Here is a 15,915-nt window from a genome sequence, read left to right as displayed (position 1 = left end):
GCCCGGCGCCTCAAGACCCTGAAGGGCCTCACGCCCTACGAGTTCATCTGCAAACGATGGACTTCAGAACCAGAACGATTCACGCTCGATCCAATCCACCAAATGCCGGGACTAAACACCTAGAAGGGTCGAGAGCCGGAGGGCAGCCTTCTCGTCGTGGAGGCTCGAAAGATGCCGGTCCGCTTTCGGCCCAATGCTGAACCGGAAATCATTCCCGAGGGAGATCGGAACTCAAAAGGCAGCTGCATAATATCCACGGCTCTGAAGCCGCCAGTCGGATATCGGCCCCCTGCACTCAGAAAACTTTGCAGGTCCGGTTCTGAAATGACCGCCTTGATTGGCACCCGCATGACGCAGAGCTACGGACCGTCATGGCATACAAGACGCCGCTATGGCGCATCCGCTGCATCACTTCAGGTCGAGACGTCATCGATCAAGGGATTTGGCTTGGCAAACTGCTGGAGGTCTGCCTGGTCTGCTATGGTGATGCAGGTACCATTGACTTTGACACCATAGGGCTGAAGCCCTTTGAAGGCGCGACTCAAGTTTTCCGGCGTCATTCCCAGCACGGATGCAAGGCGCCGCTTTTCGAAGTCCAGTTCGAACGCAGCCCCACCACCGGCTCGCCTTTGTTGCCGCAACAGGAAATTTGCGAGGCGTTCAAGCGAGGTTCTGAGCTTGAGGTCTTTTTGTGCCTTGATGAATGAACGGTAGCATTGGGCAAGCTCGGCCACGATCGCGCGGGCAAAGTTGCTATCGACGTCAAAAATGGCCCGCACGTCCTGGCTTGGAATAAGCGCGATGCGGCTCTTCTCCAGCGTTCGGGCCGACATCAGATACGGCGCGTCCCGGATCGTCGCGGCAAGGATGAAGGTCGAGATGGGCCGCACGGTTGCCATACTAGTAACCCTGCCATTCCACTCCGAGAACAGATCAACCGAACCGGAGAGAACGATATGAAGGAAATCACACGGTTCGCCTTCCGTAATCAATTCGATCTGCGCTGGAAAATTCTGAACGTATGCCCCGCGCATTAACACGGCGAAATGCTCATGCAGCATATGTGCGAAAAGATCGAGTTCGCGAATATCCCGGTGTTCTGAGTCGGGCATGCCATCTCTCCGGCGCCTAGCGCGACCGATATCAATACATAGATTGATAAATGTCAATTAAATAAATGATCTGATCAGGCCAAGCCTTGACCGATCGCCAGCAAGCAAGTGATTTAGTTTGTTAGGGCGTTTATTTCTCTACGCTTTCTCCGTTCACCTGATCTGGATCAAATCATCCGGGCCGCTCCGGCCTCAGGTCTGGCGATGAACCCCTGCTCGGGGTGAGCGCCATCCTGCCGGAGACACTGCCATGCAGACCGTAGCCACAGCCTCAAGCATCGACCAAACGCGCGCCTTGAGCCTGAGCACGATCGCATTCACCGCCTGTTTTGCTGTCTGGACGATTTTCTCGATCATCGGTGTCGCCATCCAAGCCGAACTAGGCCTGACCGATACGCAGTTCGGTCTGCTGGTGGCAACGCCAATCCTGACCGGCTCCATTACCCGCCTGTTTCTCGGCGTCTGGACCGAGAAATACGGCGGGCGGCTCGTCTTCTCGGGCCAGATGATCCTGACCGCGATTGCCACATGGGCGCTGACGCTGGCGGACAGCTACACCATGTATCTTATCGCAGCGCTTGGCATCGGGCTCGCGGGCGGGTCCTTCATCATCGGCGTGGCCTATGTCAGCCGCTGGTACGATGCGGGCCACCAGGGCACGGCCCTTGGCATCTTCGGCGCCGGCAATGTCGGCGCGGCGGTCACCAAGTTCGTCGCTCCCTTCGTCATGGTCGCCTTCGGCTGGCACGGCGTCGCCTATGTGTGGGCGGCGGGTCTGGCCTTGATCGGCGTGCTGTTCTTCCTGCTGGCCAAGGACGACCCCGAACTGGTCGAGCGGCGCCGGACGGGCGCCAGGGCCCCGTCGTTTGCCGAGCAATTCGCGCCGCTGAAGAACCTGCAGGTCTGGCGCTTCTCGCTCTACTATTTCTTCGTCTTCGGCGCCTTCGTCGCACTGGCGTTGTGGCTGCCGCACTATCTAATCGAGGTCTACGGCGTCGACGTGCGCACCGCGGGCATGGCGGCGGCATCCTTCAGCCTCTCGGCCTCGCTGTTTCGCGCCTATGGTGGGCACCTGTCCGACAAGTTCGGCGCGCGGTCGGTGATGTACTGGACCTTCGGCTTCTCGCTGATCTTCCTGTTCATGCTGTCCTACCCGCCCACGGATTACATCGTCCAAAGCAAGGGCGGGCCGATCGCGTTTTCGACCAGCATGGGGCTATGGCCTTTCGTCGCCACCCTGTTCGCGCTCGGCTTTTTCATGAGCCTCGGCAAGGCGGCGGTCTTCAAGCACATCCCGGTTTACTATCCACGCCACGTCGGGGCAGTGGGAGGGCTCGTCGGCATGATCGGCGGCCTTGGCGGGTTCATCCTGCCCATCGGCTTCGGCGCGCTGCTAGACCTTACGGGCATCTACACCTCGTGCTTCGCGCTGCTGTTTGTTCTGGTCGCCGTTGCGCTGACCTGGATGCACCTGTCGATCCGGGCCATGGAACGCGGCGCGCATGGCGAGGCGCTCGACCGCTTGCCGCAATTGCCAGAAATGCAGGACATCCACCACGCCGAGCGCACGGCCATGCCGCGTGTCCTTGACGACTGGCGCCCCGAAGACCCGGTGTTCTGGGAAGAAAGGGGCCGGGCGGTGGCACGGCGCAACCTGTGGATATCGATCCCGGCGCTGCTGCTGGCCTTCTCGGTCTGGATGGTGTGGTCGGTCGTCGTCGCCCGACTGCCGGCGATCGGGTTCGACTTCACGCCGAGCCAGCTGTTCTGGCTGGCGGCCCTGCCGGGTCTTTCCGGGGCTACGTTGCGCATCTTCTACAGCTTCATGGTGCCGATCTTCGGCGGGCGGTTGTGGACGACGCTGTCGACCGCATCGCTGCTGCTGCCGGCGCTGGGCATCGGCTACGCGGTGCAGAACCCCGACACACCTTATCTGCTTTTCCTCACTCTGGCACTTCTGTGCGGATTCGGCGGCGGCAATTTCGCCTCGTCCATGGCCAACATCGGATACTTCTTCCCGAAGGCGGAAAAGGGCAACGCGCTGGCATTGAACGCAGGCCTCGGCAATCTGGGCGTGTCCGTCATGCAGTTCCTCGTGCCCATCGTCATCACGGCGGGCGTCTTCGGGGCACTGGGCGGGCAGCCGCAGACCATGTCGGACGGCGGACAGCTCTGGATGCAGAACGCGGGTTTCGTCTGGGTGCCGTTCATCATCGCGGCCACGATCGCCGCCTGGCTGGGCATGAGCGACATCGCCGATGCCCGCGCCAGCTTTGCCGACCAGGCGGTGATCTTCGGGCGTCGGCACAACTGGCTGATGTGCATCCTCTATACCGGCACGTTTGGCAGCTTCATCGGCTACTCCGCCGGCTTCCCGCTGCTGACCAAGCTGGCCTTTCCCGAGGTGAATGCGCTGAACTACGTGTTCCTGGGGCCGCTGGTGGGGGCGCTGAGCCGCGCCGCGACCGGATGGATCAGCGACCGGTTCGGCGGGGGGCGGGTCACCTTCTGGACCTTCCTGGGAATGATCGCTGCCACGTTCGGTGTGATTTCCTTCCTCGGGCTCGGGTCCTTCATCGGCTTCTTCGCTTGTTTCATGGCGCTGTTCTTCCTGACCGGTGTCGGCAATGCCTCCACCTTCCAGATGATCCCGGTGATCATGGGGCGCGAGGTGCCACGCCTGATGCCGCATCTGGGCGTGGACGAGCGCAAGCGGCAGATCGCCATGGAATCGGGTGCGATTGTCGCCTTCACCTCGGCCATCGCCGCCTACGGCGCCTTCTTCATCCCCAAGGCCTACGGCACATCCATCGCGATGACCGGTTCCGCCGTGGATGCGCTCTGGGGCTTTCTGATCTTCTACGTGATCTGCGTCGTGATCACCTGGGCTGTCTACACGCGGCCCGGCGGCCTGCTGCACGACATCGAACTCGGGGGCAGGCCCGCGAGTGCTGCGCCCCAGTCCGCCCAATGACCCAAGCGAACACTCGGTCGGTGCAAGTTGTCTCACCGGACCGGACACCCGAAAGGAAGCCAAGATGAGCCATCTGCTCGACAGACTGAACTTCTTCCAGAGCAAGGAGCTGGAGACGTTTTCGGACGGGTGGGGTCAGACAACCCGCGAGAGCCGAGACTGGGAAGAGACCTACAGAAACCGCTGGCGGCACGACAAGATTGTCCGCTCGACCCATGGGGTGAACTGCACCGGATCCTGTTCGTGGAAGATCTATGTCAAATCCGGCATCGTCACGTGGGAGACGCAGCAGACCGATTATCCGCGCACCCGTGCGGGCCTGCCCAACCATGAACCGCGCGGCTGTGCGCGGGGCGCGTCCTACAGCTGGTATCTCTATTCCGCCAACCGCGTGAAGAACCCGCTGATCCGGGGCAGCCTGATGCGCGTTTGGCGCCGCATGCGCGAGACCATGACGCCCGTCGCGGCCTGGGCGACGATCCAGAACGATCCGGTTCTGCGCGCCTCCTACACCAAGGCGCGCGGCAAAGGCGGTTTCGTGCGCGCGTCGTGGGAGGAGGCGACCGAGATTGTCGCCGCCGCCAATGCCTATACCGCCAAGACCTACGGCCCTGATCGCGTCTTCGGGTTCTCCCCGATCCCAGCGATGTCGATGGTCAGCTATGCGGCGGGCTCGCGCTACCTGAGCCTGCTGGGCGGTACCTGCATGTCGTTTTACGACTGGTATTGCGATCTGCCGCCCGCGTCACCCCAAACCTGGGGCGAACAGACCGACGTGCCGGAAAGCGCTGACTGGTACAATGCGGGCTTCCTGATGCTCTGGGGCTCGAACGTACCGCAGACCCGCACGCCCGATGCGCACTTCTATACCGAAGTCCGCTATCGCGGCACCAAGTCCGCCGTTGTCAGCCCTGACTATTCCGAGGCCGCCAAATTCGGCGACATCTGGCTGAACCCCCAGGCCGGCACCGACGCGGCGTTGGCGATGGCAATGGGCCACGTGATCCTGCGCGAGTTCCACCTAGACCGGCAGGCCGAGTATTTCGAGGACTACGCCCGAAAGTACACCGACATGCCGATGCTGGTGCGGCTTGACGAAAGGGGCGGGCACCTCGTGCCGGGCCGGATGCTGCGCGCGGAGGATTTCGACGGCAAGCTCGGCGAGACCAACAACCCCGACTGGAAGACGGTCGCCCTTGACGAGGCCAGCGGTCAGGTCGTGGCGCCCAACGGCTCCATCGGGTTCCGCTGGAATGAGACAGGCAAGTGGAACCTTGAACAGCGCGCCAAGGGGGCTGAAGCCCGACTGCGCCTGAGCCAGATCATGGACGGAGATCATGACGAGGTGGTGGGCGTCGATTTCCCGTATTTTGGCGGTGCGGCCACCGGCGATTTCGTGAAATGCGACCACCCCGAGGTTCTGACCCGCAACATCCCCGCCCGGCGGATCACGCTCGCCAATGGCAAGGATGTGCTTGTCGCCACCGTGTTCGACCTGTTCTGCGGCAACTACGGCCTTGATCGTGGCCTTGGTGGCGACTGGGTGTCGAAGGATTTCGACGGTGACAGCCCATATACCCCGGCCTGGGCCGAAAAGATCACCGGCGTTGACCGTGAGAAGATCATCGCGGTGGCTCGCGAGTTCGCGGGCAATGCGGAAAAGACCCATGGCAAATCCATGGTCATCCTCGGGGCCGGTCTGAACCACTGGTACCACATGGACATGGCCTATCGCGGCATCATCAACATGCTGGTGATGTGCGGCTGTATCGGACAGGAGGGGGGCGGCTGGTCGCACTATGTGGGGCAGGAAAAGCTGCGCCCGCAGACCGGCTGGCAGCCGCTGGCTTTCGCGCTGGACTGGAGCCGTCCGCCGCGGCACATGAACTCGACCTCGTGCTGGTACGCCCACACCGACCAGTGGCGTTATGAGACATTGCGGGCTGACGAGATCCTGTCGCCCACCGCTCCCGAGGGCGATTGGGACATCAGCCTGATCGACTACAATATCCGGGCTGAACGGATGGGCTGGCTGCCGTCCGCCCCGCAGCTGAAGACCAACCCGCTGGAGGTGGCGAAAGCTGCGAAGGCGTCGGGCAAGGACATTAAGGACTACGTCGCCGAGCAGCTGAAATCCGGCGATCTGCAAATGTCCTGCGAAGACCCGGATGCACCGGAAAACTGGCCGCGCAACCTGTTCGTCTGGCGGTCAAACCTGCTGGGGTCGAGCGGCAAGGGGCACGAATACTTCCTTAAGCACCTGCTGGGCACGGACCACGGCGTCATGGGCAAGGACCTGGGCGAGGAGGGCGGCGTGATGCCGAAGGAGGCCGTCTGGCACGACGAGGCGCCGAAGGGCAAGCTCGACCTGCTGGTGACCATCGACTTCCGCATGTCCACCACCTGCGTCTACTCCGACATCGTCCTGCCGACGGCCAGCTGGTACGAAAAGGACGACCTGAACACCTCCGACATGCATCCGTTCATCCACCCGCTGCAGGCGGCAGTGGACCCGGCCTATGAGAGCAAGTCCGACTGGGAAATCTTCAAGTCGATCGCACGGAAGTTCTCGGAGGTGGCGCCCGAGGTCCTGGGTGTCGAAACCGACATCGTTCAGCTTCCGCTGCTGCACGACACGCCCGGCGAACTGGCGCAGGCCCATGTGAAGGACTGGAAAAAGGGTGAATGCGATCTGATCCCGGGCAAGACCGCGCCGAACTATATCTCCGTCGAACGGGATTATCCAAATCTCTACAAGAAGTTCACCTCTGTCGGGCCACTGCTTGAAAAGCTGGGTAATGGCGGCAAGGGGATCAACTGGGACACCAAGGTCGAGGTGGGGCACCTGCGCGACCTGAACGGTGTCGTGCTGGATGAGGGGGTCTCGAAGGGGCACGCAAAGCTGGAAACTGCCATCGACGCGGCGGAGATGATCTTGATGCTTGCGCCCGAGACCAACGGCGAAGTGGCCGTCAAAGCATGGGAAGAGCTGGAAAAGCCGACCGGCCGTCACCACGCTCATCTGGCCGAAGGCGCCCATCACACCAAGATCCGCTTCCGCGACATCGCGGCCCAACCGCGCAAGATCATTTCCTCGCCCACCTGGTCAGGCATCGAGAGCGAAACGGTCTGCTACAACGCGGGCTACACCAACGTGCACGAACTGATCCCGTGGCGGACGCTGACCGGGCGTCAGCAGCTTTACCAGGATCACCTGTGGATGCGGGCCTTTGGTGAAGGCTTCGTCAGCTATCGCCCGCCGGTGGACTTGAAGACCATCACCAAGGCCGTCAACAACGACGCCGCCGAAGGCAGCCCGCACGTCGTGCTGAACTTCATCACGCCGCACCAGAAGTGGGGCATTCACAGCACCTACACCGACAACCTGCTGATGCTGACCCTGAACCGGGGCGGTCCTGTCGTGTGGATGTCTGAGATGGACGCGCAGAAGGCGGGGCTGGTCGATAACGACTGGGTCGAAGCCTACAACATCAACGGCGCACTGACCGCGCGCGTTGTGGTGTCGCAGCGGATCAAGCAGGGCACTCTGTTCATGTATCACGCGCAGGAAAAGATCGTGAACACGCCCGGATCGGAAAAGACCGGCCATCGCGGCGGCATCCATAACTCGGTCACCCGCACCACGCTCAAGCCGACGCACATGATCGGCGGCTATGCGCAGCTGAGCTACGGCTTCAACTATTACGGCACTGTGGGCAGCAATCGCGACGAATTCGTCATTGTCCGCAAGATGAAAAAGATTGACTGGCTGGATCAGCCGACAACCCCGAAAGTGGAGGCTGCGGAATGAGAGTTCGCGCGCAAATCGGCAAGGTCCTGAACCTGGATAAATGCATCGGGTGCCACACTTGCTCGGTCACCTGCAAGAACGTCTGGACCAGCCGCGAAGGCGTCGAATACGCCTGGTTCAACAACGTCGAGACCAAACCCGGCACTGGCTATCCCACCGATTGGGAGAACCAGAAGCGCTGGAACGGCGGATGGGCCCGGTCGAAATCCGGCAAGCTGCATCCCAAGCAGGGCAGCAAGTGGCGGATCCTCGCGAATATTTTTGCCAACCCCGACCTGCCCGAGATCGACGATTACTACGAACCGTTCGATTTCGACTATGATCATCTGAAATCGGCGCCCGACATGGATGCCTTTCCCACAGCGCGCCCCCGGTCGAAGATTACCGGAGAGCGGATGGAAAAGATCGAGAAGGGCCCGAACTGGGAAGAAATCCTGGGCGGCGAATTCTCGAAACGGTCCAAGGACTACAACTTCGAGAATATCCAGAAAAAGATCTATGGGGAGTATGAAAATACCTTCATGATGTATCTGCCCCGCCTGTGCGAGCATTGTCTGAACCCGACATGCTCGGCAGCTTGTCCATCCGGCGCGATCTACAAGCGTGAAGAGGACGGGATCGTCCTGATCGACCAGGAAAAATGCCGGGGCTGGCGGATGTGCATCTCGGGCTGTCCCTACAAGAAGATCTATTACAACTGGGAATCCGGCAAATCCGAGAAATGCACCTTCTGCTACCCGCGTATCGAAAGCGGTCAGCCGACGGTCTGTTCTGAAACCTGCGTGGGGCGCATCCGCTATCTGGGCGTCATCCTGTATGATGCCGACAAGATCGAGGCCGCGGCCAGTTCCGAACGCGAAACCGATCTTTACGGGGCGCAACTGGACGTGTTCCTCGACCCGAACGACCCTGAGGTGATCGCTGGGGCGCGCCGCGACGGCGTGCCCGAGGATTGGATCGAGTCCGCGAAAGTCAGCCCGATCTGGAAGATGGCGATGGAGTGGAAGGTCGCCTTCCCGCTGCATCCCGAATACCGGACGCTGCCGATGGTCTGGTACATCCCGCCGCTGTCACCGATCCAGAACGCCGCACAGGCCGGTCAGATCGCCATGAGCGACCAGATGCCCGACGTGCGCAGCTTGCGCATTCCGGTGCAGTACCTCGCCAACATGCTGACGGCGGGCGACGAGGAACCGATCGTGGGTGCGCTGGAACGGATGTCGGCCATGCGGCTCTACATGCGCGCCCTGACCGTGGACGGCGTGCGCGACGAAGGCATCGCCGCCCGCGTCGGCATGTCGGGCCGGATGATCGAGGACATGTACAAGATCATGGCCATTGCCGATTACGAAGACCGCTTCGCCATCCCCACGGCGCACCGCGAACAGAACGAAGCGGGCGCGGAACTCAAGGGCGGATGCGGGTTCACCGACGGCAACGGATGTTCCAGCGGCAGCACCGGCAAGACGACCATCTTCGGCGGCAAGAAGAAGAGCTTTGCCCTGCCGCTGGAGTCATTCTGATGATGGACCGTACGCTCAAGGCGCTGTCGCTGATCCTGAGCTATCCGACGGACGAACTGCAGGCGGCCATGCCCGAAATCGGGGCAGTTCTGTCCGCCGATCTACGGATCAAACCCGACACGCGGGTCGCGCTGCAGAGGTTGACCAAGGGTCTGGAGCAGGGCGACCTTTACGACCTGCAGGAAAGCTATGTGATGCTGTTCGACCGGTCGCGCACCCTGTCGCTGAATCTGTTCGAACATGTCCATGGTGAAAGCCGCGACCGGGGCGGTGCAATGGTGAGTCTGGTCGAGACCTACCGGGAGGGCGGGTTCGAGCCCGCCACCACCGAACTGCCTGACCATTTGCCGGTGCTGCTGGAATTCCTCTCGACGCGGCCCGTCGCGGAAGCACGCGATATCCTGGCGGATGCGGCGCATATCCTCGACGCGATCGACACCCGTCTGGTGCGGCGCGGAAGCGGATACGCCGACGCCTTCACCGCGCTGTCGCAGCTTGCGGGAACAGAAGCGGACGCCGAGGCACTGGCGGGAATGCTGTCCCAGCCCGACGACGACCCGAACGACCTCGCCGCGCTCGACGCGGTCTGGGAGGAAGCGGAAGTCACCTTCGGCCCCGACCCGAATGCCGGATGCCCACAGGTCCGCGACATGCTGGCCATGATGGACACGCCCGCCCCCAAGATACTGAATAGGAGCGTCTGACATGTTCGGGAATTTCGACATCGACTACCTGATCTTCGGCATCCTGCCCTATGCGGTTCTCGCAGTGGCCCTGATCGGCACCATTGCGCGTTACGAACGTGACCCGTTCACCTGGAAGACCTCGTCCAGTCAGCTCCTTCGCCGCAAACAACTGATTTGGGGATCGGTGCTGTTCCATGTCGGCATCATCGTGCTGTTTTTCGGCCACCTCATCGGGCTCTTCACCCCGATCTGGGTACTGGATGCGCTCGGCGTTCCCTATGGCCTGAAACAGTGGGTGGCGGTGATCCTGGGAGGCGCGGCGGGCCTTGCGGCGTTCGTGGGGGCGTCGATGCTGCTGCACCGACGACTGTTCGATGCCCGCATTCGGGTCAATTCGAGCTTTGCCGACATTGCCATTCTGGTGGCGCTCTGGCTGCAGGTGGTTGTCGGGCTTGGTACCATCATTCTGACGCTCGAACATATGGACGGCTCGGAAATGGTGCGCTTCATGACCTGGTCGCAAAGCGTCATGACCCTGCAACTGAACGCCTGGGCGCAGGTCATCGACGTGCACTGGCTCTACAAGGTTCATATCCTGCTGGGCATGGTGATCCTGGCTGCGTTCCCGTTCACCCGGTTGGTGCACATGCTGTCGGTGCCGATCCGGTACGTCACGCTGCGTCCGGGCTATCAGATGGTGCGCTCGCGTCGCCGCCGCCCGCTTGAGGACCGCCGTCGCGCTTACGATGCGGTGCAGGGCAAACACGGTCCCTCGGCCACGACACCTGCGGAGTGACGGCGATGAAAACGGCCATTTTTGCAGACGTCGTCGTGAATGGCGAAACCATTGCCTCGGCGGCAATTTCCGCCGAGGCCCAGAACCACACCGCTCCCAAAGGCAGGCCCGGCATTGCTTGGCGCAAGGCGGCGCAGGCGCTGACGATCCGCACCCTTCTGCTGCAGGAGGCGAAGGTTCGCGGGCTTGACGCGGACCCGGAGGAACTGGCTCCAGGACGTGTCGAGACCGAGGACGAAGCAATGATCCGCGCCGTTCTGGACGAGGCGTTGACGATTGCGCCGGTGACCGACCAGGCGGTTCAGGCCGAATGGGCGAGAGACCCTGATCGTTTCCGGTCAGAGCCGCTGTGGGATGTATCGCACATCCTGTGCGCCTGCGATCCACGCGAGAAAGCAGCGAGCGTCATCGCCGAGGCGCGCGCGCAAGCCATTCTTGCAAGACTGGATGGCGACGTGAAGGGTTTCGCCTTTCTGGCCCGCGAAAGCGATTGCGGGTCGAAGGCCTCCGGCGGGCATCTTGGCCAGCTTGGTCCGGGCGACACCGTTCCCGAGTTCGAGGCCGTTCTGCGCACCCTGCCAGACGGGGGAACGACACCCGCCCCGGTGTTGTCGCGACATGGCTGGCACATCATCCGCCTGAACGCCACGGCGCCGGGACAGGTTCTGCCCTATGAAACCGTCCGCCCCAAGATCGCACAGGCGCTCGAAAAGACTGCCTGGGCGCGGGCATCGCGAGAGTTCATCGAGACGCTTGCCGCCCGGGCAACCATCACCGGCGCAAGCCTTGCGCCGATCGGAATCGCGCGAACGGACGCGTGATGAAGCCGTCAGGGCCAGCGCAATGCGGGAGCGGTCATTCCCTGCTGCCCATCGCGCATGCGCCTCACCCGGGTCGATCCGATGACGCTGTCGCAGCGTATGTGGCACGACGGGAACTGCCCCCCGATTGCGGAGACGACGCATGCTAACTGATCTTCTGGCGCGCAATCAGGCTTGGTCGGCACGACGCCGTGCCGAAGAACCCGAGTATTTCACCCGGCTCGCCGCGCAACAGGCCCCAGAGTTCTTCTGGATCGGTTGTTCGGACAGCCGGGTTCCGGCAAATGTGGTTGCAGGCCTCGACCCGGGCGAAGTGTTCGTCCATCGCAACGTCGCCAATATCGTGCATTCCTCGGACATGAACCTGCTGTCCGCGCTTGAATTCGCGGTGGAGGCGCTGAGCGTGCGCGAAATCATCGTCTGCGGCCATTACGGCTGTGGCGGGGTCAAGGCCGCGACAGAGGATCTGCCGCATGGTCTGGCCGATCACTGGCTGGAGCCGATCCGGCGCCTTGCTCGCAGCTACGCTGTCGATCTGGGACGGGAGCCAGACAACGACGGAAGACGCGACCGGCTGGCCGAATTGAACGTCGTCGAGGGCGTCCGCCGCGTAGGCGAAACGCCGATCCTGCAAAAGGCATGGACCCGCGGTGCGGACGTCCGTGTGCACGGTCTGATCTACGGATTGAAGGACGGGCGCCTGCGCGACCTCGATTGCAGCATCGGACCGGGCCATTTCGGACAGGAGGCGGCACAATGACGATCCATCAGACGATCGCGTCGCCGGGATGGGGCTGCGACGGGCAGGTGACGCTCAAGACCTTGATCGGCATTGATGAGGCCCTGAGCAGAATCGCGGCGCGTGCCGCCCCGATGGGTACGACCGAAACGGTCTCTCTTGGCCAGGCTACGGGCCGCATCCTGGCCCAACCGGTCCGGTCACTGTCCATGGCCCCAGCTTTCGACAACGCTGCGATGGACGGATATGCGGTCTCGTCCTCTGCCCTGACCGGGAACGGACCCTGGGCGCTGAAGGTGGTTGCTCGCGTTGCTGCAGGACAGGGAACCACCAAACAGCTCATCGGCGCATCGGCGGCCCGCATTTTCACCGGCGCACCGATCCCCGAAGGCGCAGATGCCGTCTTGATGCAGGAAGAGGTCACCCGCGACGAAGACGATATTCATCTCCACCGCCGCCCCGAACCGGGCCTGAACATCCGGCGGGCAGGCAGCGACATGGCGGCGGGGGCGACTGTTCTGAACCGAGGCAGTCGTCTTGGTCCGAGGGAGATCGCCGCCTGTGCCGCGGCCGGCGCGGGTGTCGTTCGCGTCCGTCGGCGGCTGCGCGTGGCGCTCCTTGTGAGCGGAGATGAAATACGCCAGGCGGGCGGGTCCCGGGCAGCCGCGCAGATATGGGACGTCAACACGCCGATGCTGACCGCCGCGCTGAGTGGCGCGTGCCTGGACCTTGTTGCCACCGCCCACGGTGCGGACAACCGCTCGGGCCTTGGCCGGCAACTCGACGACTTGGCGATCCGAGCCGACCTCGTCATCACCACTGGCGGGATCTCGGTGGGGGAGGAGGATCATGTGAAGCCCGTCCTTGCCGGTCTGGGCGGCGAGATCGTGTTCAGCGGTGTCGCTATCAAGCCGGGCAAGCCGGTATCGTTCGGGCGCATCGGCGCGGCGTTCTGGCTTGGTCTGCCTGGCAATCCGCTCGCGGCACTTGTCACGTGGCAGGTTTTCGGCACGGCGCTGATCCGGGGGCTTACGGGCGAGTCCTGTTCCCGCCCGGCGCGACGCCTTGTCGTCACCGCCGCCGCCATCCGTCGCAAGCCGGGCCGTTGCGAATTGCGGCCCGCAACGCTTGCCGGGGTCGACGCCCATGGCCGGGACGTCGTCACTTTCGAGGCCGCCACCCATTCGGGCCGGGTCGGAAGATTGCCGCAGGCGGACGGGCTGATGTTCCTGCCCGCGGAGGCCGAGCACCTTCCTGCCGGAGCGCTCGTTGAATTCCTACCATTTTGCCAAACCTGAGGGATCAGAAACATGATGCTTGCATTTACTATGGCGCCGGGGCGGGGCGATACGGACCTGATCCTTGAAGGCTTGGCTGTCGACCTCGCGGCCTGCGGCTTAAGATGCTGCGGTACCGTTCAGATCAACACCGAGCGTGCGGATGCCGGTCCCTGCGACATGGATGTACGGGTTCTGCCGAATGGCCCCGTCTTGCGTATCAGCCAGGATCTTGGCCCATCGGCGCGCGGTTGCCGCCTCGACCCCGCCACGCTGGAGACGGCCGTGGGGCTGGTTGCGGCGCGACTTTCGTCGGGCGCCGACCTGCTGATCATCAACAAATTCGGCAAGCACGAGGCAGAGGGGCGCGGGTTTCGCGACGTGATCGCTCAAGCTATTGCGATGGAGGTGCCTGTCCTTGTCGGCCTGAATGCGTTGAATTACGAGGCTTTCGAAGCTTTCGCGGGGGGAATGGCTATCCAATTGCCGCCCGAACACGCGTCACTCAAGGATTGGGTGGAGGGCGTGGCCGCGACTGCGGCCAAGGTTGCCTGATCTCAGCCGCCTCTTCTAATCAATACCGTTCGTGGCCGCAGCCTTCGTTATCTGGCCCTACGCCAGCGCGTTGGTTCAGGCCGGGATCGTTCTAGCTCGAGCCGGATGTTCCGCCGCCAGCATCGACCCTCGCAGACGACCACGAATTCCAGTAGCCGGAGCTTCCAAAGGGTGCCCGAAAGCATCATAAGCTGCAGTGCGACCTACGGTGCAAGGGCCGTCGAGTTCGACGAGCTGTTCAAGCGCCCCGACTTCATCAGCCTGCACACGCCGATGACCGACAAGACCCAAGGCATCATCAACGCGGCGGCGGTCGCCAGGATGAAGGACGGTGTGCGCATCATCAATTGCGCCCGCGGCGGTCTCGTCGTCGAGGCCGATCTCGCCAAGGGTATCAAGTCGGGTAAGGTCGCCGGTGCCGGGCGTCGAGGTGTTCGAGACCGAGCCGGCGACGGATTCGGTGCTGTTCGGTCTGGAGAACGTCGTCTGCACCCCGCATCTGGGCGCGTCGACCTCGGAATGCTCCCGGTCAACTAGCCGGCTTTCCTCGAGGTCTGACCGAGGACGACGCGTCAGACGTCGAGGCGATGCCCTCCCGCCGACCTTCGGCAATTTCGCGCCCGCCCTTTTCCTGAAGTCGCGCGTCGCCGGTGAACTCCGCCACGAGCTCCTTTGTGTAACCCTTCGCCTTCTTGCCGAGGCCTGCCAGTGAATCACTCGTCATGTCGATCTCCCTTCTCTGAAGATCAGAAACGGCGGAGGGCTGATTTCGTTCTCATGGGCCGCCGGCGACCGCCCCCGTCACGACCATCACCAGATCGTCGAGATTGACTGGTCCATTGATTGTCACCTGATCGTTAGTCGTCTGGACGGTGAGTTGAGAGCTGCTGTTATCAGCCTGTCGCTTCAACTCGTCGATGATCGCTTGCCGGATCTCGGTTTCAACAGTCATCGCGAGCGCTCCCTGGCCGGATCACCCTTGGGAGAGTCAGTCTCCTCGTCCATCGTCTCCTCGATGGCGTCGCCTAGGGACGTATCCACATCCTTGGGCGGCAGCCTCTTGCCCGCGTTGACGTCGGGCGACTCTGGGTCCTCGAAAACGCTGTTCTCGCGGGACGCTTCGCTCTTGGTGTTCGCCATGATCTTTTCCTCTGTGGAAGAGAATGAACGTTTCGGACAGCCGCTGTGGTTCCACCACACACTGCTCGTCGGCCTGAGACACCCGGAAGCCTGCCCGTCGCCTTCGGTCCTCCCCGTCATTGTATGCCGCTGAACGCGGTATGAACGACATATTCAGCGACGGTTCCGGCCGCCGGGTTCAAGTTCGGGTCATTCCATCTCGAGCCGATGTGCTCTTGTCGGAGATGCCCAGATGATCCGCTTGCCCCTTGCTTCCGCCCTCGTTGTTCTCGCCGGCCTGACGGCCGTAACCCCAGCATCCGCCAACGACGTGCGTTTTGACCAGTACGGTTGGTCGAACTCCGCCGGCGGATCTCAGGTGTGCCTCCGGCGTGAGCCGCCTTGCGAACTGTGGATGAGATCGTTGTTTTTGCGGCGTGGTGTGGTGACCACGGTGCAAGCAATGAGGATATCCACGTGACCTACCATCGGATCGATCTTG

13 protein-coding genes and 3 pseudogenes are annotated in these 15,915 nt (G+C 62.5%); 12 read left to right on the top strand and 4 right to left on the bottom strand.

Annotated elements, in window-relative coordinates; translation table 11 throughout:
* Positions 1 to 123: pseudogene (locus H9Q09_RS21855) on the top strand (IS481 family transposase); the annotation flags it as partial.
* A gap of 290 nt (positions 124 to 413) precedes the next feature.
* Here H9Q09_RS21855 and H9Q09_RS21850 read toward each other — a convergent pair.
* Positions 414 to 1,112 carry a cyclic nucleotide-binding domain-containing protein gene (locus H9Q09_RS21850; protein ID WP_187392818.1) on the bottom strand — a complete coding sequence of 233 codons (699 nt, stop codon included), beginning with the start codon at positions 1,110 to 1,112 and terminating at the stop codon, positions 414 to 416.
* 250 nt (positions 1,113 to 1,362) lie between these two features.
* Here H9Q09_RS21850 and H9Q09_RS21845 point away from each other — a divergent pair, with 250 nt between their 5' ends.
* The 10 genes and pseudogenes from H9Q09_RS21845 to H9Q09_RS21800 all read left to right on the top strand — a co-directional run.
* Positions 1,363 to 4,086, top strand: coding sequence for an MFS transporter (locus H9Q09_RS21845; RefSeq protein ID WP_187392817.1), 2,724 nt, complete (start codon positions 1,363 to 1,365; stop codon positions 4,084 to 4,086).
* A gap of 64 nt (positions 4,087 to 4,150) precedes the next feature.
* Positions 4,151 to 7,897, top strand: coding sequence for a nitrate reductase subunit alpha (locus H9Q09_RS21840; RefSeq protein WP_187392816.1), 3,747 nt, complete (start codon positions 4,151 to 4,153; stop codon positions 7,895 to 7,897).
* Positions 7,894 to 9,420, top strand: coding sequence for a nitrate reductase subunit beta (narH, locus tag H9Q09_RS21835; protein WP_187392815.1), 1,527 nt, complete (start codon positions 7,894 to 7,896; stop codon positions 9,418 to 9,420). Before H9Q09_RS21840 ends, narH begins: the two co-directional genes overlap by 4 nt.
* A complete protein-coding gene (gene narJ, locus H9Q09_RS21830) occupies positions 9,420 to 10,124 on the top strand; it encodes a nitrate reductase molybdenum cofactor assembly chaperone (protein ID WP_246716279.1) in 705 nt (234 codons plus the stop codon). The genes narH and narJ overlap by 1 nt, the downstream gene beginning before the upstream one ends.
* Before the next feature lies 1 nt (position 10,125).
* Entirely contained in the window at positions 10,126 to 10,902 is a 777-nt protein-coding gene (narI, locus tag H9Q09_RS21825) for a respiratory nitrate reductase subunit gamma (RefSeq protein WP_187392814.1), read from the top strand.
* 5 nt (positions 10,903 to 10,907) lie between these two features.
* Positions 10,908 to 11,723, top strand: a complete 816-nt coding sequence (locus tag H9Q09_RS21820; RefSeq protein WP_187392813.1) for a peptidylprolyl isomerase — start codon at positions 10,908 to 10,910, stop codon at positions 11,721 to 11,723.
* Positions 11,724 to 11,865: 142 nt separating this feature from the next.
* Positions 11,866 to 12,483, top strand: a complete 618-nt coding sequence (locus H9Q09_RS21815; protein ID WP_187392812.1) for a carbonic anhydrase — start codon at positions 11,866 to 11,868, stop codon at positions 12,481 to 12,483.
* A complete protein-coding gene (glp, locus tag H9Q09_RS21810) occupies positions 12,480 to 13,760 on the top strand; it encodes a gephyrin-like molybdotransferase Glp (protein WP_187392811.1) in 1,281 nt (426 codons plus the stop codon). The genes H9Q09_RS21815 and glp overlap by 4 nt, the downstream gene beginning before the upstream one ends.
* 12 nt (positions 13,761 to 13,772) lie before the next feature.
* Positions 13,773 to 14,294, top strand: a complete 522-nt coding sequence (locus tag H9Q09_RS21805) for a DUF2478 domain-containing protein (protein WP_187392810.1) — start codon at positions 13,773 to 13,775, stop codon at positions 14,292 to 14,294.
* 219 nt (positions 14,295 to 14,513) lie between these two features.
* Positions 14,514 to 14,814: pseudogene (locus H9Q09_RS21800) on the top strand (NAD(P)-dependent oxidoreductase); the annotation flags it as partial.
* Positions 14,815 to 14,823: 9 nt separating this feature from the next.
* Here the strand turns inward: H9Q09_RS21800 and H9Q09_RS21795 are convergent.
* The 3 genes from H9Q09_RS21795 to H9Q09_RS21785 are packed head-to-tail and all read right to left on the bottom strand — an operon-like array spanning position 14,824 to position 15,434.
* Complete coding sequence (locus tag H9Q09_RS21795; RefSeq protein WP_187392820.1) at positions 14,824 to 15,018, bottom strand: hypothetical protein; 195 nt, start codon at positions 15,016 to 15,018, stop codon at positions 14,824 to 14,826.
* A 51-nt stretch (positions 15,019 to 15,069) separates the two neighbouring features.
* A complete protein-coding gene (locus H9Q09_RS21790; RefSeq protein ID WP_187392809.1) occupies positions 15,070 to 15,246 on the bottom strand; it encodes a hypothetical protein in 177 nt (58 codons plus the stop codon).
* Entirely contained in the window at positions 15,243 to 15,434 is a 192-nt protein-coding gene (locus H9Q09_RS21785) for a hypothetical protein (protein ID WP_187392808.1), read from the bottom strand. Before H9Q09_RS21785 ends, H9Q09_RS21790 begins: the two co-directional genes overlap by 4 nt.
* A gap of 232 nt (positions 15,435 to 15,666) precedes the next feature.
* Here H9Q09_RS21785 and H9Q09_RS22835 point away from each other — a divergent pair.
* Positions 15,667 to 15,792 (top strand): annotated as a pseudogene (locus H9Q09_RS22835) (curlin); the annotation flags it as partial.
* Between the last annotated feature and the right edge of the window lie 123 nt (positions 15,793 to 15,915).

This window comes from Aurantimonas sp. DM33-3 (assembly GCF_014334315.1).
Lineage (GTDB): Bacteria > Pseudomonadota > Alphaproteobacteria > Rhizobiales > Rhizobiaceae > Aurantimonas > Aurantimonas coralicida.
This window is presented reverse-complemented; position numbering and strand designations above follow the sequence as displayed.

Coding starts and splice junctions, on each gene's coding strand:
- H9Q09_RS21785 (WP_187392808.1), bottom strand. CDS start 15,434: ATGGCGAACACCAAGAGCGAAGCGTCCCGCGAGAACAGCGTTTTCGAG.
- H9Q09_RS21805 (WP_187392810.1), top strand. CDS start 13,773: ATGATGCTTGCATTTACTATGGCGCCGGGGCGGGGCGATACGGACCTG.
- narI (WP_187392814.1), top strand. CDS start 10,126: ATGTTCGGGAATTTCGACATCGACTACCTGATCTTCGGCATCCTGCCC.
- H9Q09_RS21840 (WP_187392816.1), top strand. CDS start 4,151: ATGAGCCATCTGCTCGACAGACTGAACTTCTTCCAGAGCAAGGAGCTG.
- H9Q09_RS21790 (WP_187392809.1), bottom strand. CDS start 15,246: ATGACTGTTGAAACCGAGATCCGGCAAGCGATCATCGACGAGTTGAAG.
- H9Q09_RS21795 (WP_187392820.1), bottom strand. CDS start 15,018: ATGACGAGTGATTCACTGGCAGGCCTCGGCAAGAAGGCGAAGGGTTAC.
- glp (WP_187392811.1), top strand. CDS start 12,480: ATGACGATCCATCAGACGATCGCGTCGCCGGGATGGGGCTGCGACGGG.
- narH (WP_187392815.1), top strand. CDS start 7,894: ATGAGAGTTCGCGCGCAAATCGGCAAGGTCCTGAACCTGGATAAATGC.
- H9Q09_RS21815 (WP_187392812.1), top strand. CDS start 11,866: ATGCTAACTGATCTTCTGGCGCGCAATCAGGCTTGGTCGGCACGACGC.
- H9Q09_RS21820 (WP_187392813.1), top strand. CDS start 10,908: ATGAAAACGGCCATTTTTGCAGACGTCGTCGTGAATGGCGAAACCATT.
- narJ (WP_246716279.1), top strand. CDS start 9,420: ATGATGGACCGTACGCTCAAGGCGCTGTCGCTGATCCTGAGCTATCCG.
- H9Q09_RS21850 (WP_187392818.1), bottom strand. CDS start 1,112: ATGCCCGACTCAGAACACCGGGATATTCGCGAACTCGATCTTTTCGCA.
- H9Q09_RS21845 (WP_187392817.1), top strand. CDS start 1,363: ATGCAGACCGTAGCCACAGCCTCAAGCATCGACCAAACGCGCGCCTTG.